This is a genomic window from Allofrancisella inopinata (assembly GCF_012222965.1).
GTDB lineage: Bacteria > Pseudomonadota > Gammaproteobacteria > Francisellales > Francisellaceae > Francisella > Francisella inopinata.
The window spans coordinates 1501515-1522916 of record NZ_CP038241.1 but is presented as its reverse complement, the minus strand read 5'-3'; the positions used below and the strand labels follow the sequence as shown (position 1 = coordinate 1522916).

The window sequence follows — 21402 nt, the reverse complement described above, 5'->3', positions numbered from 1 at the left end:
ACTTTGGTGTCTAGTTTAGTATAATTATCAGTAAGCCACAAGAAAAATGTAATAGTATAAAGAGAGGTTCTATAACATGATGAAACTTATATTGCGATTAGCGCATTTGTTTGATAATAAGAAAAATAGAGCTTATGTTAGTGAGATTGATAACTTTTTGCAGGAGTTTGATAAAAAAAATCCTCAGAAGTCAGAATCTCAAAAAAAAGAAATCTTAAAACATAGAAATATTTTTAAAAGAGAGTCTAAAAAGAAACTAAGCTTTTTAGATGGTTAAATTTAAATGTATCAAGTTATACTAATTTCAACATAAATTGGTGCATTTATCACAAAGGAGTTTATTGGTAACAGAAAAAAAGATACTTTTAAAATTAATTATCAGCTTAAACACTTATTAATAAGATTCCGCATATTTTTTATTAGATTCATACATTTGATTACTCTCAAAAAAATTAAGAAAGTCACTACTATTTGCAAAAGGTTCTCCGGCAAAACTGCAAAAGTACTGTCTTAAAAAATTGCTGTCGTAATTTTCTTTCATAGCATTATATATGTTAAGCATATTAATATTAAGATTATTGTGCATGTAGATATAGTCGATGAGGCTAAGTACTAAAAAGCCACAGTCATTATTTCGTTGAAAATTGTCTGTAAGGGGAGTTAAAAAATAATTTCTTAATTCAGGAATATTTTTGGTAATACCTTTTATCCAATCAACCCGCTGATCGCCATAGGAGTCAAAAAAATAAAGCGTACGATGTTTGGTATCAATGATTAAAAGTATAAAATGCCAATTGCTAAAACTTATTGGTAATAGGATTAAGTTATTGCTGAATGCTCCTAAACTTCTGATAAGTTTTAAGATATTGGGCACTATAGGGCCTTCAAGCTCATCTTTTGTTACACAACGGCAGGGTTTAATATAAAATTTTTCTGCAGGATTTAAGTTAATCTGTCCTGATAAATGCCTTTTACCTATACAGACATCAATAAAACCACTAGAAACTAAGGAAGCACGTTCTATATCATGGCTATTGACGTCGCTTACTATTTCTAGTGCAACACTGCTTCGCATTTCATCGTCTAGTAAATATAATGGAGCTAAATTTTTACTAATCTCCTTAACTTGAGGATGATTTATATCAATTTCTTCTACAGGTCCTCTTTGATTACTCATATGAGGGCTGTGTCCTAAATTGCTAGAGTCATACTTGTAGTGGAAACTACGGCTCCTTTTATTTAAAAAGTCAAATTTGATATCTGGTTTGCTCTTGGAAATTTGTTTTTGTTTTGAAATATAATTGGATAAGTCTCGAGCTAAAAATACGTAAACGTTATGTACATCATCTTGCCGTTTATTATTTTTTTTAAGGCGGGTGTCTGCAACTTCTATAATTTTATCGATTTTTCTTTGTAGGTCTGGTTCATTTTCATCATTTAATATTTTTTGGATTTCTTTAATTCCCTTCGCTAAATGACTTGTGGTATAAAGATAATCAATTACCTCTCCTATAAGAGTTAGGTGCCACCATTTAAAGTTAAGAACTCCTTTATAATGATTACTATTTTCAAGTATGTCCTGGCAGATTATAGTGATGATTTGCTCATATTCATAGTTAAGTAAACCACAGGGTAGTACAATAGAGTCAACATTGTAATCAGGAAGTATAATATTATTTGAGAGATACTCATGATACCTGTCAGTAGAACTTCTAAAACTACTGAGGTCGTAAGATGTAGTAGACGGATCAAAAAGTATACGATTTAATATTTGTTTTTCTTCAGTGTCAAGAATATTTAGGTAGTTTGTTAAAGCTTCTTCATTTCTTAACTCATAGATAGTTAAAAGATCTGAGTGTGATATAATTATAAAATTCTTATTTTCTTTCATAAAAGAATATATTTTATCAAGCTCATTAGTAGTTCTAGTAAACTTGTCGATTAAGCCAAATTCCTTATATGAGTTAGTATAGAATTTGATTTTATCAAAAGATCCAATTTTTAACCGAGATAGACTGCTTGAAATAAATGTCTCGAGTTTAGAGAGATCTAAACTATTATTATGCTCAAAACCTTTAGATTCTTGAGTTTTTAGTGTAAACTCGATATAAATATTAAGTTCTCGCATACTTATTTTAAACTCTTTGATAATCTTATCTAGTTTTGTGGTTTTGAAATCTGTATTGATAGCTAGTTGAAAGTCTATAATAAGTTTATCTAAGAATTTTTCATATTTATCAGGGTCTTTCTTTTCAAAACTTTCCCCAAAAATGTTTATAATTGCATCCATATAGTACTCACTCATTTCAGCTAAAATTCTAAGAAACACGTAAAACCTATTATCTATATTATGAGGAATGACTTCTTGTTTAATTTCTTTATCGTAAAATGCACCTAACACTTTTTGGTCATTTTCATAGCTAAATTTGTGTAAAGAAGTTCCTATATTTGCTACTTCCAAAGCAGTTTTAGACTCTTCTTTGTTAAAGCTTTCTGGTATATTAGAAGGGCTTAAGTTTTGGTGCCGAGTCAAAGAAGATTCTTCGTTGCGGACAAATGTTTTTGATAGATAATAAGCCATATTGTCCATGAACATATCGTTGGGTTTAAATGGTTTTAAGCTTGTAACAGTGTATTGAGAGAAATAGCATTGGTCGATATGGGTTAGCTTAGAATACAGTTCACTAAAAACAGTAACAGCTTTTTTTAAATTAGCTTTACACTTAGATTCTCTTACAGTAGCTTTAGTGATATCTTTATCTTCTAAAAGTTTTTTAATGTTCATTATAAAATCTTCTAATACATTTAATTCTAACCTATCCAATTTTGAACCTGATTCAAGAAAATACCTTTTATAGAAGTCACATTTTTCTAAGATGTAGTTAGTAGCTTGGATTTTTTTGTTTTCTGTAGCCTTAGGTGATTTTTTCTTCGCTGATTTTCTTGTATATTTAGATAAATCAAACATTAAGTATTCTAAATCTGTACAGTTTTCTTTTAAGTCTATAAAAGAGCTAACCGGGTCACTTTTTAATTTAACTTGACGAAAGGCTTGAAATATTTCATTAGTATAAAAACCTTTAAACTTTACTTTCGGTAAATCAGTATCTATTAAAAAAATATCAAAATATTTCTTCATGAATATAATTGCTGCAAGTGCTATAACTGCTGTTTGATCTCCTAACTCCTGTAATTGTTGAAGCTCTTCTTTTATTTCGTTGTATTCATTATGAGATAATGTTAGTTTAAATAGAATTTTATTATCTTTTTTATAAGCTAAAACCTGATTGTTTCGATTGCTTTCAATAAGGGAAACCCCATTTTTTCTTTCGGTTAGAGAGCGGATAAAAAGTATACATTTAGAACTAATTTTGACATTTTTTTTAGTAGTAAAATAGTTCTCCAGTTTTGAAACGTCAAATTCTTCAGATGTAAAAATTAAACTTTCTATGACAGCGAGCCTTTTGAATCCTATATGGTGATTTGGATTTTCAGGTTTTATAGAGAAGATGGAGAGAAATTTTAAAACCATACTCTGGGTTGATTGGTCTAGCTCATCATAAATAGAGCTGAAAATGTAATTTAGGTAGATGAAATCTGTGTATAAAATCTCAAAATCAGCACCCTTAACACTTTCTATCCCGATGTAATAACTAGAAAGATTATTGCCAAAATTTTCGAAAAAATTTATAAAAGCTCTTAATTTGTACCATTCACAATATATAGTAATTAAAGGGTAAAGAGGATGTTTGTTTGTCCGTTTAGCAATTTCTTGGTACTGTTGTCTCATGTGTGCATTAGGTATAATACAACAAAACTCTTCTATACAGTTTTGAGTAATGGGAACAAGTGAGCTATTAGCGTCTTTAAAAAAATTTGCTATAACATCTTGGGTCTCGATGTCAAGATTTTGTTCACTACAGATACTATCCATAAGCATAAGGGGGTTTTTTTGTATATTTGTTATTAACTTTGATTTCTCTGTAACTATTGTGCGAATAGTTGTGTCGTCAAATGGTGTGTTGGTAAATATGGCATCATATAATTTAGAAGTTTTATCATATTCACTTAAAATAGCAGATATTAATTTATAATAAATAAGATATAGGAAGTTATCAGTTTGGTTATCAAGCGATGTTATGAATTCATCAAGGGCTTTTTTCCATTTAATAAACCGTGGTAATTTATCAGCATTTACCTCATGTTTTTTAGGTATCTTTAGGGTCTTTGCTACTGTGGAATCTAAATTTGATAAGCGTTCACTTAACTCTTGTACCATAGCTACAGTTAGGCTTATTGTCATTAATATAATCGATTGTTTAAGAGGTACGTTAACTTTATTCTTTTTTTGTTCCTTTAGTCGCAAAGCTTTATTCTTGATTTTTTCTATCTCTTTAAAGTAACTATTTGTTTTATTCTGTATGCTTTCAGCGTTCGCTAGTACTGAGTTGAGCTTGGAGGAAATATTGTCCTTTTCAATTTTTTTTGGTAGTTTTTTATAAATGTCTTTATCAATTATGTAATAAATTTCAGGAGCTTTATTTGACTCTTTAATTTTATCGTAGGCAAATTTATAGCTGCGATTATCTTTAAAGTAGCAAAGAATATAGTAAAGTATTTGGTAGTGAAAGTTTGATTCAAGTGTTATTTGGGGCAGGTCTTTGGAGATTTTTTTACTGAAATTTGAGTAATCTCGTTCAATTCTGTTAAAGAAAGAATCTTGATTTTTTTCTAGTGTACTAGTAACTTCTGTAGGTATAAGCAAATCGAATAAATAAAAAGTAGCATTCTCTGAAGTGTTAAGACATTTAAATGCGAAGATATAACCTTGGTCTTCATCTTTAGCTATTTCATGTAGTGATGTGGCTAAATTGGCAAGTACATCGCTTCCATAGGATGAAAGTATTAAATTGCGTGCTAAGTGGAAGATATTTATACTTTTAATAGAGTTTTCCATTGAAGTAAGAGAACTATTTTTTTGTTTTGCTAAGCAATATTTACGATAAATTTCCTCAACGATTATTTCATGATGCGCTTGTATTATTGCAAGTGCTCGATTTTTTTTATTAGGATCCTCAAGAGCGCGGATAATTTGTGCTAAAGTAACAGTAGATGAGTCTTGTCCTATTATTATGTCGTCTTTTTCTTTTAGTGCTTCGGTGAATTCTTTTAGGTTTTCTTTAGCTTTGTTATATATGTCTTCTTCACCGCGGAACTTTGTAAGGGAAATAACAGCTAGTAGATCATCTTGCATATAAAGAATCTCAATAGCTTTTTGTATATATTCAAACTCTTCCATCTCACTACCACCTTAACTTTTGTTAGGATTTTAACTTGGTAACTAAACTAAACCATAAGATATTATTTGCTAATTTCCAAGTTGTTTTATAGCAATTTGCTTGGGTATTTAAAGAGAAAAAGCTGGTTGAGGTAATTAAGTTTCGTCAATTATATCGGTACCTTTGGGAGGTACGAAGTTGAAGTCATCGGTGTTTATGCTAGATATATTTGTTTTCGTGTTACTAAAATTTATTTGAGTGTATTGCTGCAAAGATGTTGAAATGTCTAAATAATCTAGCTGATTTTCATCGGTAAATTTTATAGTTAAGCTATTTATCATTTCCTCATTTTTTGGCTTTAAGATATAAGTATTATTATTTTTTTTATATATATTAAACATTTCACCAATATTCTCAGTATTGTCTGCTAGTAATATCAAATAAGGAAATTGAGCAATATTATCAGATACCTTTTTAACAATTAGTTGCTCAAGGTCGCTATCATAAATCCAAAGTTTTTTACCATTTGATACAATTTCTTGTTTATTGGGAGACTGTGTTACCCATTTGAAAAAGTGAGGTTTTTTTAAGAGCATAAAGCCTTTTGAGCTAATATTATTATTGCTTTGTCCATCAATTAGCTTTTGTGTAAAATTTGCTGTCATTGAGTCTATATCGTTTAGCTTATCAATCAAGCTAGTAGAATCAGATTTAGCAAAGCAAGTGCTAGTGATTAGTATTAACAATATGTATAAAATGGCTTTTCTCATTAATTTTCTCTCTTTATAAGTACTTCACGCATACCATTTGAATTCATTTCTGATACTATACCGTTTTCTTCCATCTCTTCCATAAGTCTTGCTGAGCGGTTATAGCCAATTTTGAGCTTACGTTGTACTGCAGATATAGAAGCTTTTTGAGTTTTAATAACTATTTCAACAGCTTCATTATACAGAGGATCTTCACTTTCTCCATTAGAGTTTGAAGCTCCATCGTTACTGTCTTCGGTAGATTCTAGTATACTTTCAATATATTCTGGGGCACCATACTCTTTCCAAGCGTCAACAACTTTATGGACTTCATTATCATCCACAAAAGCACCATGAATACGCATAGGGGCACCAAACCCTGGTTTTAGATATAACATATCACCTTGACCTAATAGTTGCTCTGCTCCTTGTTGATCTAAAATAGTTCTAGAGTCAATTCTTGAGGAAACCTGAAATGACATTCTAGTAGGAATGTTTGCTTTTATAAGACCAGTTACTACATCTACAGAAGGTCTTTGAGTCGCTAAAATTATGTGTATCCCAGCAGCACGAGCTTTTTGTGCAAGTCTTGCTATTAGCTCTTCGACTTTTTTACCAACAACCATAATCATATCCGCAAACTCATCTGCAACTACCACTATATATGGCATTTTTGTTAAAGTGGGCGCTTCGTGTGCTCTTTCTGGATTCATCTTTATGAACATAGTATCTTTTAATGGGCGTCCTGCTTTTTCAGCTTGCTCTATTTTGTCATTTAAAAGAGCTATATTACGTACTCCAGCAGCTGACATAAGAGCGTAACGGCGCTCCATTTCCTTGACACACCAGCGTAGTGAGTTAGCAGCTTCTGTCATATCTGTAACTACAGGGGTTAATAAGTGAGGTATGCCATCATAGATAGAAAGCTCTAACATTTTAGGGTCAATCATAATGAATTTTAGCTCATCAGGGGAACATTTATAAAGCATACTAAGAATCATGGCATTAACACCTACAGATTTACCAGATCCTGTAGTACCAGCAACTAGTAAATGAGGCATTTTTGCAAGCTCAGCAAATGTAGGCTTACCAGAAATATCTACACCTATTCCCATTAAGGTAGGAGCTTTTGATTTGATAAACTCAGGAGCTGATAATACTTCTTTTATACGTACCATTTGGCGATAGGAGTTTGGTAGCTCTAAACCAACATATGGTTTGCCTGGGATCACCTCTACAACACGCACAGCGGTAGTTGATAAAGCTCTAGCTAAATCTTGAGAAATATTTGTAAGTTTACTAACTTTAGTACCTCTAGCTAAATCAATTTCATATCTAGTAATTACAGGTCCTGGGTATGCTGCGATAACTTTTGCACTAATATTAAAATCATTGAGGGTTTGCTCAAGTAAAGAAGATGTTTGCTTAAGCTCCTCTTGCGAGACTACGGTTTTTTTCTTCTCAGGTTCTATAAGTAAATCAAGAGATGGTAGACCATTTTTCTTAAGAGCAGTATTCGCTTTCGCTGAGTTTGAGCTTTGTACTGTTGTTGAGAGAGATGTTTTTTTTACAGGTTGTTCTATAGTATTAATTTCTATTTCGTTTTTTTTATCTATAAATGTAAGTTCATCTGGGGCTTTTTTATTGCTTAGAATTTCTCTAAAGACATCTTCTTTGGAGTTTGTAGAGTTTTTTATTTCTAAAGAAGATATTTGGTTTTGATCTTTAGCTAGAGGTTTTGTTTGTTGTGTATTAAATTCGTTAAAATCACTTGGATCTGATATTTTATAATTATTAGATCTAGGTTTAGTAATATACCTAATACCTTTTGTTAAAGAGAGGATTATAGTTTTAGTCAAATGAATCCATGTGGTTCCACAATAAAGTGTTAGCCCTACAAAGAGTGTAATTAGTAGAGCAAATGCTCCACCAACTGTACCTAGGTACTTAGTTGTAAACTTAACAACTTCGTAGCCGATGATTCCACCAGAGCGTTGAGGCATCCAGTAGTTAGCAAAGCCTAAGTATAATTCAGCAAGCCCATCGCAGGCTAGTATAAATGCGATTATTCCCAATGCTTTTATCACAGCCATGATGTAATTAGGAATTTGACTAGGTTTTTTTAACAGAAGGATCCTAATGCAATCAATAAGTAAAAATGGTAGTATGAAACCAATAATACCAAATATTGATAAAATAATACTAGCAACGTATGCACCTACTGGACCAGCGTAGTTTTTAATATAAGGCTCTGAAGAGACACTACTCCAACCCGGGTCATTTATATTGTAACTAAAAAGTGCTATAAATAAATATATTACAGTGGCAGTTAGAATGACTATAAGGGTTATTTTAAGCCGTCCAGTCGCATGATTTGTTTTTTTAAGCTTACTATCTGTCATATTTTTGTATAAAATTAAAAACTAAAATAATAAATTAAACTAATAAGTATTCTAGCAAAAAAAAGCTTAAAAATGTTAGAGTCTTTGGTTTATGTGTAAGTAAACTTATAAAATCGAGATTGTTAAGGAGCTGTTTTGATAAGATTTCATATAGCGTTAGGTGTTGTTGTCTGTTTTATTGCTTGGGTGTTTTTTTTAATTTTCCCTAACTTAGATATAACTATAGCTGGCTATTTTTATAATTACTCAACACAAGAGTTTATCGGTAGGTATGACGGTTTTTTAGGATTTTTGCATCTTTTTGCTAGATTTTTTCCTATTATTTTTTCTGTTGTAGTAATTTTATTTCTGCTTGGCTCTTTATTTATTAAGGCTTTGCAAGTTAAGTATAGAAAAGAAGTATTCTTTATAGTTGTTTGTTTATGGGTTGGCCCTGGTTTGGTTGTTAATTATATATTCAAAGATCATTGGGGCAGGCCCAGGCCTGAAATGGTGCAAGAGTTTAACGGTGATAAGGTTTTTCAAAAACCGTTTGTAATATCTTCACAATGTAATAAAAACTGTTCTTTTGTTTGTGGTGATGCTTCGATGGGTTTTTGGCTATTTGCCTTTATGCCTTTGTTAGTTTCTAGGAAAAAGAAAGCCTTAGTATTTGCTGCAGCAGTATTTGCTGGTGGGGGGTTAGGTTTAATGAGAATCGCACAAGGTGGGCATTTCTTTAGTGATGTGGTGTTTTGTGGGATATTTGTCTATATATGCACATGGGTGGTATATTGGATTATATATCGTTCAGGGGACAGAAAGACGGATGCCAAATGACAGGGTATAAGTTTTTACAATATGCGATTTACAAATTCTTTTATGTGGGAGTTTCTTCATGGCTGTAAATTAACCTTTAAACAAAAAATATAATTGATTTATTGAGTGTTAATAGACATAATGAAGTTAGTAAATAAAAAATGAGTGTATAGGATGGATTTAGGTTTTATTTTTATGGCAGAGGTTTGGAATATTTAGAAAGAAGGTAAAAACTTTCAACCTTGCTTTCTTTTCTCATGTTATTTTTACCTAATAATTCCCTTACAAACTGATGCCTAAATAGGGCAAGTAAATTTTATAGTTTTATTTTTGTAATAAAGCTTAAAAGCTACATATGTAGTTTAAGGAGAAAAATATAAATGTCAGAAAGTCTTAGTCGTAATTTACAAAGCCGTCATATGTCAATGATAGCCTTAGGTGGCTGCCTTGGTACGGGATTATTTTTAGCTTTAGGTGGAGCTATAGCTGATGCCGGACCTGGTGGAACTGTTTTAGCATATACCATAATAGCGATTATGGTATATTTTTTAATGGCAAGTTTGGGTGAGATGGCAGCTTATAATCCAGTTGCAGGTACTTTTTGTGAGTATACTACAAAATACGTGGATCCTGCACTTGGGTTTAGTACAGGTTGGAGCTATTGGTTTAATTGGGCAATTACTGTTGCTACAGAGGTTATTGCTGCAGCAATAATTATTCAATATTGGTTTCCTGATACTTCTATATTGTTATGGAGTTCCTTTTTTTTCTTAATTGTTTTTTGCTTAAATTTGTTTTCAGTGAGAGTGTATGGTGAAGTTGAATATTGGTTTTCTTTTATAAAGGTGTCTACTGTTATTATATTTATCATTGTTGGAGGATTATCAATATTTGGTTTAGTTGGAAATCATACAAATGTTGGTTTTAATAATTGGCATATAGGAGACGCTCCTTTTCATAACGGCTTTTTTGGATTTATGGCTGTGTTTATGATAGCAGGTTTTTCTTTTCAGGGTAGTGAGCTTGTCGGTGTAACAGCAGGAGAGGCAAAAGATCCTAAAACTTCTGTGCCTAAGGCAATAAAACAAACATTTTGGCGTTTGGTTATCTTTTATATTTTTGCGGTGATAATTATTAGTTTCTTGATCCCGTATAATGATCCTAATCTAGTAAGTGTAGCTAATGAGTCTCATAGTGATATTTCTATGAGTCCATTTACTATAGTTTTTAAAGCTGTTGGGTTATCATCAGCAGCTACTATAATGAATGTTGTGATTTTAACGGCGATATTATCAGCTTGTAATTCTAGTATGTATAGTGCTACTAGAGTTTTATGGCATTTGGGTAAGATCAACCATGCTCCTAGAACCTTTGCAATTACTAATTCTAAAGGTACGCCAATGATGGCGTTACTTGCTACATCTTTGATAGGTAGTTCATTTTTTTTAGTGTACTTCGTGGGAAGTAAGGGTATATTTAATTGGTTAGTAAATATTTCTAGTCTTGCTGGTTTTTTGGCATGGTTTAGTATAGCAATTAGTCATTATAGGTTTAGAAGAGCATATATAAAACAAGGTAAAAGCTTAAAGGATTTACCTTTTGTGGCGAAGTTTTTCCCGTGGGCACCTTTGATTGCCTTAGCTCTTGTAAGTACAATTATCCTTGGGCAAGGTATAAATATCTTTATAAACCCTAGTAAGAGCTGGCTTGGAGTTAGTATAGAGTTTTTTTCGACCTACATTGGATTTATAGCATTTGTGGTATTATATTTAGCATATAAGTTTATTAAAAAGACAAAACTGATAAAATTAGAGGATTGTGATCTGACATCTCAATTATAGATAGACTTATGAATACATTTTTTATTGAGGGTAAACAAGGCCGTATAGAAGTAGCTCATGATAAAGTCAAAGAGGCTAGAGAGGATATTGTAGCGGTTATATGTCATCCTCATCCCTTATACCAAGGTAGTATGCATAACAAAGTAGTTACTACCATCTCTAGAGCCATGAAAACTTTTAAAATAGAATCATATAGGTTTAACTACAGAGGTGTAGGGGATAGCCAGGGTGAATATGGTGAGGGTTTAGGCGAACTTGAAGATTTGCTTGTGGTTTGTAAGTGGATAGAGCAAAATACAAATGTTAAAAAAATAATTTTATGTGGTTTTTCTTTTGGTGGAGCTATAGCATACAAGGGCGTAAGCAAACTAGATAATGTAGTATCTTTAATTACGATAGCTCCAGCTGTAGATAGATTTAATTTGTCAAAATATCCAGAACCAAATTTACCTTGGTTTTTAGTTCAAGGAGTAGACGATGACGTTGTTAATCCAAAATCCGTTTTTGATTTTGCTATTAATAAGGTGAAGTCTGATCTTGTGATGCTCAAAATGAATCAAGTTGGACATTTTTTTCATGGTAAACTAACTGATTTGAAGAAAAATATAGAAAATTTTATATCTCCTATTTTGAGTGAGTTGTAACTGTAAAATAATTAAAAAAGGATCTGTAAATGAATAGAAAAGTAGCTCTTGAGGCGGTTAGAGTAACAGAGTTGGCAGCTTTAGCATCATGGAGTCAAATGGGTAGAGGAGATAAAATAGCAGCAGATCAAGCTGCTGTTGATGCTATGAGAAACGCCCTTAATGAAGTAGATGTTGATGGTACAGTTGTTATCGGTGAAGGAGAGCTAGATGAGGCGCCTATGCTATACATAGGTGAAAAGGTAGGTAGAGGTGGACCAAAGGTGGATATAGCTCTAGACCCCCTAGAAGGGACAACTATCACGTCAAAAGGTGGGCCAAATGCTCTTACAGTTTTAGCTATGGCTGATGAAGGAGGTTTTTTGAATGCTCCTGATGTATACATGCAAAAAATAGCAGTTGGAGGTATAACAGCTCCTAAAGGGATAGTAGATTTAGATGATTCTGTTACAGAAAATCTTAAACGGATAGCAGAATATAAAGGCGTTCATTTATCAGCGTTGGTTGTTTGTACTATGGATAGGCCAAGGCATGCTGATATTATTAAAGAAGCAAGAGCGTGTGGAGCTAGGGTTATATTGATAGATGATGGTGATGTTTCAGCAGTTATTTCAACAGCTACGGAAGGATCTGGAATAGACGTATATATAGGTACAGGTGGAGCTCCAGAAGGAGTTTTAGCAGCTGCAGCCTTGAAATGCCTGGGTGGGCAGATGCAAGCACGGTTAGTATTTAATAATGATGAAGAAATTAGAAGAGCTTATAAATGGGGTATAACAGACCTTAATAAAAAGTATGATATAGATGATTTGGCGTCAGGAAATATTATATTTGCTGCAACAGGAGTTACGGATGGTAATATGCTGAAAGGTGTTAAGAGAATAAACAGTTCTCGCAGAGGCTCATTTGCTGTAACTCATAGCGTAGTTATGCGCTCAACAACAAGAACAGTGCGCCATATAACAGCTGAACACAGTTTTGACTTTAAAGACGGTGTTGAGAAGTTCATGTCTTAATATTTTTTTGTTTCTTTTTTATTTTTATTTTTAGTAAAACCAGTTTGGGCATTATATGGTGTAAATTTTACTAGATTGGGTTCCCAAAAGCCTTCTAAAATGTTAATTTTTAACCAGGTATGATAATTAATTAGAGGCTCTTGATGAATAATACACAAATACTTTGGGTAACTTTTATTGTTTACATAGTTATTATATTTGCTATAGGTATTTATTCGTATTTTCAAACAAAAAAAGTTTCTGATTATATGCTTGGAGGTAGATCCTTAAGCGCCCCGATAGCAGCATTGGGAGCTGGTGCTTCTGATATGGGCTCTTGGCTATTATTAGCTTTACCTGGTGCTTTTATGATGTATGGTTTTAACCAAATATGGTTACCTTTAGGATTAACTATAGGAGCTTTTATAAATTGGGGTGTTATAGCTAAAAGATTAAGGATATACACTGAAATAGTAAAAGATTCGATTACAATACCTGCTTATTTCGAAAATAGGTTTCATGATGATAAAGGAATACTTCGTTCTGTTACAGCTATAGTTATAGTAATGTTTTTCACGATTTACGTTGGAGCAGGTTTTGTATCCGGAGGAGTATTGTTTGGCTCTATGTTTGGTATTTCATACCATCAGGCTTTGCTTCTTACTGCTTCAATAATGTTTGTTTATACATGCGTGGGCGGTTTTTTGGCTATATCTTGGATAGATTTTTTTCAAGGAACTTTAATGCTATTTGCTCTTTTAGTGGTACCAATAGTTGTATTTAGTAATTTTGGTGAAGCAGATATTATGAGTGCTCTTTCAAATATAAATATATCTGGATTTTATGATATTACTGCTGGTGTTCCTATTATTACAATAGTATCTCTATTAGCTTGGGGTTTAGGATATTTTGGTCAACCACATATTATTGTTAGGTTTATGGCTATAAAAGACCCAAATAAAACTTCTAAAGCAATGTGGATATGTATGTCATGGATGATAGCTGCACTCGTAGGCGCTGCTTGTATTGGTGTATTAGGAGCTGCTTATTATCAAGCAGAAAAAATAAACCCAGAATCAGTTTTTCTTAGGTTATCAGCGGTGTTTTTTAATCCTTGGATAGAAGGGGTCTTACTCGCAGCAGTGCTTTCAGCTGTTATGAGTACTGCTTCGGCTCAATTATTGTCTTTATCTAGTGCTTTTTCTGTGGATGTGTATGCTAAATTTTTTAGGAAAAAAGCCTCGCATACCGAGCAGCTGAATGTAAGTAGATTGACTGTTTTAGCGGTAACTATATTAGCGATTATTATCTCTTATAATCCAGAGAGTAGTATATTAAATCTAGTTAGCTATGCTTGGGCTGGCTTAGGTAGTTCTTTTGGCGCTGTAGTAATATTTTCATTATTTTGGTCAAGAATGAATAAGTATGGTGCTATAGCTGGGATTATTTCAGGGGCGTTTATGGTTTTGATATGGCCACTGTTTAAAACTTTTGGGGGATGGTTTGAGATTTATGAGATGGTCCCTGCGTTTGCGCTTAGTTGTATTTGTATAGTTACCTTTAGTTTAGTAACTTCAAAACCAGAAGGCTCAATTACAGCTGAATATGAAAAGTATAAGCTGGCTTTATAGATTTATCTGTTAAGACTATTAACTCTTTTGAGTAAAATGTAGCATCATTTTGCTTAATTATTAGTCTCATGATAGGTGTACTACTTATCATTAATAACTGGAGTTACGGACTTTTAAATTTAAGCAGTCATTTTGAGTATTTTTTTCATTTTTATAATTTCCCTATGACTCGCTTGATTGGCGGCGATTAACATTTTCCTTTTCAACGCATAGTGATTTTTATTTGAAGCAAGTTTTAGTTTTTCAAGTTCAATAAATGCACCTATAGATAAACCTATATGGTTAAGCTGAGTAGTAATTACAGATGTAGGTGATTTAGCAAGACTAGCGTTTTGTTTTATACTTCGATGATAAACTTCTATATTCCATCTTTTTTGATAGATATCTTCTATGTGGTTACTCTCTAGGTTTAGATCATTAGTAATTAAATAAATCTCACCTGTTGAATTGTCCCCGTTTTTGAAGACTTGGCGAGTAACCACAAGACTATATTTTATATCTTTTAAATAAATTTTCATAGCCTCATTTTCTAGCAATCCTAATTCATCTAACCTACAGTAGTTACCAGCAAGAGCATTAGCTTTACTCTTAGCAACTAAACGATTATTTGCTATACCTATTACATACGAGAGTTTATGTTTGTTAAAGAATTTCAAATTAGTTTTAGAAGCAAAATATCTATCAGCTACTATATAATCAAAACTAGAGAAATTCTTAATAATTTTCAATATCAGTTTTCTTGCCAGTTCATTAATTGTGTAGCGTGCTTTACGCTTTAAGCGCTCCATACCTGCTTTATCTTTTTCTACTACAAAGTTTTCCTTAGTTTGTACTTCAAAGCCTACAGGAATATTAGCATCTCCAACGTGGATTAAAGCACTAATAAGATTGATGCCTTTAACTGCTCTACCTACAGAATGATCATAAAACCAGTTTACTACCTCATTGACCATACTATCAGATTTAGGACTTATTGTATTGTCTATAGATAATATCTTTGGCTTATCTTTGTAGGCGTTTAAAATACTTTTACCTTTTAACCAGACATATTTACTTTCATAACTACCAACTTTTAACATCCGAGAAAAACTATCATGCTTTACTAGTTCATCTAACATACTTGAACACATTGTCGCACTTGCTTGGGAGTTTTGACATAATAAATATTCAGTATATAGATTGGCTAATTCACGTTGTTTCATTTTTAGAACATAACATAGTTGATGTAATTATAAATTAACACATAGAAAACTTTTTCGCTTTAACTTTTTCCCAAAAGTCCGTAACTCCAGTTAATAATTACTGGCTAACTTTTTCATACTTAAAGTGTATAACACCAGAATATTTATTTTTATTTATTTTTAAAAATTGTAATGTATAATTAAAATTTACATTTCATATATTAAGTTACTATTTTATGGTTGATGACCTATATGAATTTATTGCTACTAACTAAGTGTTAAGAAAAAGATTATTGAAAGATGAAAAGTATGATTAGGAAAAAAGGTTTTTCATTATTGGAAGTATTAATAACATCAGCATTAGTTATATTTTTGTTATTTGCGATATTCTACGCTATAGGTAATCTTTTATCAGGGTCTATTTTGGCTGAGAAAAAGGTTAAGCTAAACAGTGAGCTAGATGATAGGATTAACCATTTTTTTATCACAGGGACATTTGATGATAGTGCCTCTGGAGAGATGGGTTTTGCTAATAGCGGAGAAAGTGATAGTATTCTAACTTTTACAGGAACCAATTCTAATTATAATATTAGTGTAACTAAAAGATTATTCAAATTAAATGAAGTTGAGAATGATGGTAGTTCAAATGGTAGTTCAAAGGTAGTTATATGCCATAAACCTGGTACTAAAGCTCAAAAAACTTTAACAATACCAACTCCTGCTTTAAATGCACATCTTGGTCATGGTGATTATATAGGAGCTTGTTTAAGTAGTTAGGCAAAATAAGATTAAAGTAGAGTGAAGAAAAAAGGATCTATTAAATGTATGCTAGGAAAAACTTAGCAAGGTTAAGAAAGGGGTTGACGTTAGTAGAATTATTAGTTTCTACAGTAATTGCTATGATAATTTTTTCTATGGTTATAACTATTTATTACACAGCAAAGACTAAATATAACTCTTTCAAAGATAAACTATCTATTGAAGTCAAAGAGTTAACTATTAAAAAGACTTTGTATGATTTCATCAAAAATACTGGCTTTGCATGCAAGTTTGGTTATAGTAGTCAAACTTATTATGATAAAACAGGGGACTCTTTAGATAGTTTTTTTTTAGGAAATTCGGGATTGCGTGTAGGCCCTTTACCATTAGATAGTAACAATATTAAATCTTCTTTAAGAAGTAGCTGCACTAGTAACTGTTATCAGCCAGGAACTAACTATATAATGGTCAAAAAAGAAGACAGCTATACTAAACTTAAAGATACTAACATTTTGTCAACAATATTAAAACTTGACTCTTTGGACAATGTATCCGTAGGTGTGTACATGGCTTTATGTAATAAAAGCGATATTAACTTAACTAAAGTATCAAGTATAGATAGTAATACCAATACGGTCGAATTAGCGTCTGCACCTAATAGTATATATTACGCTGGTGATTATGCTGGAATATACCGTTTAGAAATCCTTTATATTAAGGCTACAGGAGACCAAGATGCAAACGGTAATAATATTTATTCATTATATGTGTACATAAAGACTAATAATTCTAGTGGTAATACATATGAGCTAGTACGAGGAGTTAAAGATTTGCAAGTAGAGTATGCTACTGTAAGTAATGGTAATATTACTTGGAGTTCAGTATCTACCGATATGGATATTAAAAGGGCAGATTACCCCGCATTAAAGATATCATTTACAATTGATGGTGAAACATTTAGTAAGGTAGTAGTCCTGTAGGAGTTATATGCTAAAGTCTAAAAAATTAAAGGGTTCATCATTGCTAACCGCCCTTATATTTGCTTTTGTATTGATGGTAATAATATCTGCTCTTGCTTATAACTTTAGGATCAGTGCACTTGCAGTAAATACTTTGGTGAGTAAGGAGGAGAACATAAATGTTGATGAGGGATATATAGATGATATTTTTGTAACAAACGACGTGGCAAACACCTTAGATGAATCGATAGATGAATCAGCAGGAAGTTTTAGATTTTTTACAACTCATAACTTTACTATCCCAGGATTTTCTTTTGAAAACATAAATGCAGAGCTATATCAGGCTGATCCATATTTGTTAAGTAGTAACCTTACTTACAAATTTTTTTATAACGGCATTGTCGAATCTACTAAAAATCTTATATTTAATAGCTTAATTGGTGATATTATGATTCAGTATAGTGATAATATTTATCCTTTAAATGTGCCTTATGTTAACTCTGATAGTATAAAAGACTCTTTAGTTATTAATTATAAGTTAGATAATAGTGGTAAAATTGTAAGTAATAAAAGAGCTTATATAGGTTATATTGAAAAAAATAGCAACAAATTAGATATAAAAGCTAGCGGTACTGATTCTAGTGTTACAGTACCAACTGATTTATCTATAAGTGATTATAAGTTTAGTGTGGGATGGGACCTTAAAAGTGGCAACTGGAATATTTTTTTAGCTGTTTATGATAATGATAAAACTTATACATCTTCTACAACCTTAGACAATTTAGTGGATAATGCATCTCAAGCACAAGTTGATTTGGCAGGTTGGCAACAAATAGTGATGCCTAGTGGTAGTGGGATAGTTAGTGGAAGTACGGTACTTACTAAATGGTTTCAAGATTCTAGTGTTGATGTTCCTAAACCTTTGATACTAAGAAAAGTTATTAGGTCAGAAGGTGGAGAAGATGTATATGACTTAGATGTACATTCAAGCACTTACGATGCAAATTCCAAGGTATTTACAGCTACCTCACCAGCTAGTTTTAGATCAACTAGTGACTTACTTAGCTCTAATGTGACAGTAGCTTTGCCTGATAATTTATTTACTTTAGATGTTGTAAACCCTTTAGTGCAAGAAGGGCAAAATTTTATGACATATGACCCTATTAATTATAGTTTAAGTAGCGCTACACAGCTTGCTATTAGTTCAGAAGGCACACCAGTTATAGTTAGAAAAAATAATACTGATTTGTATTATATAATCTTTAATGGCAGTCAGTATTACCAATATAATTACGCTGGTGAGGCAATTAATGGTAGTCAACATGTTGATTACACTGGCGAAACCATTAACAAAATAATAGCTAAATTTGAAGCCTTGTTTATATTTACGGATCAGTATTTGCGAATTAATGACTTTAGTACAAATACTTTAAGTATAATATCTATCGATAATACAAAAGATTACCAAATTCTCCGGGATGATAATGGCCAGATATATGCTATGCCAGACGGTTTATCTTGTAATATCAATAATAGTTGTGATTCAAATAGTAGGATTTATATAGATACAGGTTGCTCTACTTATTGTGATGAAATAACAGCTTTAAATGATATTTACTCTAATTTAGGTCTAGTCTATAGAAACGTAGTGTAGTGCTAATAAAAAATCTCTTAAATTGCATTGTTGCTACCCACCTAACTGACGCTAGCTTGCAATATACCCTTTATATACAGAGAATTTTTTTAAAAAAACTTCAAATTTAGTTATACTAGTAGCTTATAATGTAACTTTTATAAAAGTATTTTTTATTTTATGATTTTCTATAATTCCCTATCTGGTAAAAAAGAGAAGTTTAAGCCAATTACTCCTAACAAAATCAAGATGTATACATGTGGCGTAACAGTATATGATGATTGCCATATTGGTCATGCAAGAACCTACATTGCGTTTGATGTTATAAATAGGTACTTTAAATATCGTGGGTTTGATGTAACTTTAGTAAGAAATATTACAGATATTGATGATAAGATTATTACTCGTGCTAAGCAAAATAATGAGTCAACTGTAGAGCTTGTAAATAGAAATATAAAAGCTATGCATGAGGTTTTTGGTAGGCTTAATATCCTTACCCCTACTAGTGAGCCTAGGGCTACAGAAACAATCCCTGAAATGGTATCTATGATAGAAGTCTTGATAGAAAAAGGCTATGCCTACCAAGGAGCAAATAAGGATGTATTTTATCGTGTAACTAAATTTGTTGATTATGGTAAGTTAAGTAAGCAGAATCTAGAATCTTTGCAACAAGGGGCTAGAGTTGAGGTTACTGATGAAAAGGAAAACCCTATCGATTTTGTACTTTGGAAGGCAGCTAAAGAGGGTGAGCCAGCTTGGGATTCACCATGGGGAGCAGGACGCCCAGGATGGCATATAGAGTGTTCAGCGATGTCAAAAAAACTTTTAGGAAAGACTTTTGATATCCACGCAGGTGGCTCTGATCTTAGATTTCCACATCATGAAAATGAAATTGCTCAGTCAGAAGCTTGTAATGAATGTACTTTTGCTAACTACTGGTTACATTCTGGTATGGTTAAAGTTAATGCTGAAAAAATGTCTAAATCGTTAAATAACTTTTTTACCATAGTGGACGTTTTACAAGAATATCATCCAGAAGTTGTTAGATATTTCTTAGCTTCGACTAATTATAGAAGTGAGATTAATTATTCAAAGGAAAACTTAGACAATGCTAAAGCTTCTGTTGAGAGATTATTTAATGCTCTTAGAAATATTGAGCCTATAGAGGTTAATTTGCCAGATGACGCTTGTGAGTATGAGCAAAAGTTTATAAAGGCCATGGATAATGATTTTAATACCCCAGAAGCATTAGCGGTTTTATTTTCATTAGCTAAAGAAATAAATACCCTTAAGGCAATAAATAAATATAAAGCTAGTGGCTATGCTTTTTTATTACGTAAACTGTGTGATGTTTTGGGTATCTTATTTACAAATGTAGAAGATTATTTTAAACATACTAGTGATGAAGATGTGAATATCGAGCAAATAGAAGAGTTAATAGCTAAGCGTATACAAGCTAAGAAAGATAAAGATTATACAACAGCTGATCAAATAAGAACCCAGCTACAACAACAAGGTATCGTATTAGAAGATACAGCCACAGGCACAACTTGGAAAAAAGGATAGTTAATGTTTAGCAGAGAAAAACATAAGGATATTTTAGAAAATTTACACTCTATTAGAGACTATATCCGTTGGGCAATTTCAGAGATGACTTTGCAAAAGGCTTATTTCGGTCATGGTTCAGAGTCTGTGTGGGATGAAGCTGTACACTTGGTGCTTTCGGCAATAAATATATCTCACGACATTGATAGTAACATGATTAGTGCAAAGTTGCTTACCGAAGAAAAAAGCAAAATTGTAGATTATGTTTACCAGCGAGCATATAAGCGTAAACCACTACCATATATCCTTAAAAAAGCATGGTTTGCTGATATGGAATTTGATATAGATGAAAGGGTGATTATCCCTCGTTCACCTATAGCTGAACTTATTCGTAATGATTTTTCTCCGTGGATAAACGATGTTGATGAGGTTAGTGAAGTACTTGATTTATGTACAGGTAGTGGTTGTATCGGTATTGCTTGTTCAGGTGTTTTTGAAAAAGCAGATATAACTTTGGTGGATATATCTGATGGTGCTTTAGAGGTAGCTAGACATAATATTGCAAAGCATAAGTTAAATGATAGAGTAAAAGCTATAAAATCAGATTTATTTAATAATTTGCAAGGTAAAAAGTTTGATGTAATAGTTTCAAATCCACCATATGTAGATAGAGAGGATCTAGCAAGTATGCCTAGAGAATATCACTATGAGCCAAAGCTTGCTTTAGAAGCTGGTGATGATGGTTTAGATCTTGCTAAGAGAATTATCCTAGAGGCTGATCAGTATATGACTGAAAATGGGGTTTTAATTGTTGAGGTTGGAAATAGTCAGTATGCTTTGATGGAGATGTGTCCAGATATTCCATTTACTTGGTTAAGTTTTAGTGAAGGTGGCGATGGTGTATTTTTACTTACATACGCAGAATTACTTAAATATAAGGAGCTTTTTAAAGAGTATTTTCAGAAGCGTTAGTATAAAAAATACTA

The 21402-nt window shown here is 32.2% G+C and carries 14 protein-coding genes and 2 pseudogenes; 11 read left to right on the top strand and 5 right to left on the bottom strand.

Going from position 1 to position 21402, the window contains the following annotated elements:
• Positions 1-76: 76 nt before the first annotated feature.
• A complete protein-coding gene (locus tag E4K63_RS06945) occupies positions 77-277 on the top strand; it encodes a CBU_0585 family protein (protein WP_035720226.1) in 201 nt (66 codons plus the stop codon).
• 117 nt (positions 278-394) lie between these two features.
• Here the strand turns inward: E4K63_RS06945 and E4K63_RS06940 are convergent, their stop codons facing one another.
• The 4 genes and pseudogenes from E4K63_RS06940 to E4K63_RS08405 form a co-directional block, all read right to left on the bottom strand.
• Positions 395-5299 (bottom strand): hypothetical protein, encoded by a 4905-nt coding sequence (locus tag E4K63_RS06940; protein ID WP_133941878.1) that lies wholly within the window; start codon positions 5297-5299, stop codon positions 395-397.
• A gap of 135 nt (positions 5300-5434) precedes the next feature.
• A complete protein-coding gene (gene lolA / locus E4K63_RS06935) occupies positions 5435-6049 on the bottom strand; it encodes an outer membrane lipoprotein periplasmic chaperone LolA (protein WP_133941876.1) in 615 nt (204 codons plus the stop codon).
• A pseudogene (locus E4K63_RS08410) lies at positions 6049-7578 on the bottom strand (DNA translocase FtsK); the annotation flags it as partial. The pseudogene E4K63_RS08410 and the gene lolA, both read right to left, overlap by 1 nt.
• A 243-nt stretch (positions 7579-7821) precedes the next feature.
• Positions 7822-8430, bottom strand: a pseudogene (locus E4K63_RS08405) (DNA translocase FtsK 4TM domain-containing protein); the annotation flags it as partial.
• A gap of 135 nt (positions 8431-8565) precedes the next feature.
• Here E4K63_RS08405 and lpxF point away from each other — a divergent pair.
• The 5 genes from lpxF (at position 8566) to putP (ending at position 14339) form a co-directional block, all read left to right on the top strand.
• Positions 8566-9249, top strand: a complete 684-nt coding sequence (gene lpxF / locus E4K63_RS06925) for a lipid A 4'-phosphatase LpxF (RefSeq protein ID WP_133941872.1) — start codon at positions 8566-8568, stop codon at positions 9247-9249.
• 359 nt (positions 9250-9608) lie between these two features.
• Positions 9609-11069, top strand: coding sequence for an amino acid permease (locus tag E4K63_RS06920; protein WP_133941870.1), 1461 nt, complete (start codon positions 9609-9611; stop codon positions 11067-11069).
• An 8-nt stretch (positions 11070-11077) separates the two neighbouring features.
• Positions 11078-11713 carry an alpha/beta hydrolase gene (locus E4K63_RS06915; protein WP_133941868.1) on the top strand — a complete coding sequence of 212 codons (636 nt, stop codon included), beginning with the start codon at positions 11078-11080 and terminating at the stop codon, positions 11711-11713.
• 29 nt (positions 11714-11742) lie between these two features.
• Positions 11743-12729, top strand: coding sequence for a class II fructose-bisphosphatase (glpX, locus tag E4K63_RS06910; protein WP_133941866.1), 987 nt, complete (start codon positions 11743-11745; stop codon positions 12727-12729).
• Positions 12730-12872: 143 nt separating this feature from the next.
• Positions 12873-14339 (top strand): sodium/proline symporter PutP, encoded by a 1467-nt coding sequence (gene putP / locus E4K63_RS06905; protein WP_133941864.1) that lies wholly within the window; start codon positions 12873-12875, stop codon positions 14337-14339.
• 119 nt (positions 14340-14458) lie between these two features.
• On the opposite strand, the gene E4K63_RS06900 is transcribed toward putP, so the two are convergent.
• The gene (locus tag E4K63_RS06900) at positions 14459-15541 is read right to left on the bottom strand and encodes an IS701 family transposase (RefSeq protein WP_179965672.1); all 1083 of its coding nucleotides are present in this window, start codon (positions 15539-15541) and stop codon (positions 14459-14461) included.
• A gap of 288 nt (positions 15542-15829) precedes the next feature.
• Between E4K63_RS06900 and E4K63_RS06895 the strand changes: the two genes are divergently transcribed.
• The 5 genes from E4K63_RS06895 to prmB all read left to right on the top strand — a co-directional run bounded on the left by E4K63_RS06895 (position 15830) and on the right by prmB (position 21388).
• The gene (locus E4K63_RS06895; protein WP_133941983.1) at positions 15830-16297 is read left to right on the top strand and encodes a PulJ/GspJ family protein; all 468 of its coding nucleotides are present in this window, start codon (positions 15830-15832) and stop codon (positions 16295-16297) included.
• A gap of 44 nt (positions 16298-16341) precedes the next feature.
• Positions 16342-17259 (top strand): prepilin-type N-terminal cleavage/methylation domain-containing protein, encoded by a 918-nt coding sequence (locus E4K63_RS06890; protein ID WP_133941985.1) that lies wholly within the window; start codon positions 16342-16344, stop codon positions 17257-17259.
• A 7-nt stretch (positions 17260-17266) separates the two neighbouring features.
• On the top strand, positions 17267-18892 hold the full coding sequence (locus E4K63_RS06885; protein ID WP_133941987.1) for a hypothetical protein: 1626 nt from the start codon (positions 17267-17269) through the stop codon (positions 18890-18892).
• 159 nt (positions 18893-19051) lie between these two features.
• Positions 19052-20437: a cysteine--tRNA ligase gene (gene cysS, locus E4K63_RS06880; protein WP_133941988.1), complete on the top strand. Its 1386-nt coding sequence runs from the start codon at positions 19052-19054 to the stop codon at positions 20435-20437.
• A 3-nt stretch (positions 20438-20440) separates the two neighbouring features.
• Positions 20441-21388, top strand: a complete 948-nt coding sequence (prmB, locus tag E4K63_RS06875) for a 50S ribosomal protein L3 N(5)-glutamine methyltransferase (protein WP_133941990.1) — start codon at positions 20441-20443, stop codon at positions 21386-21388.
• The last annotated feature ends 14 nt before the right edge of the window (positions 21389-21402 follow it).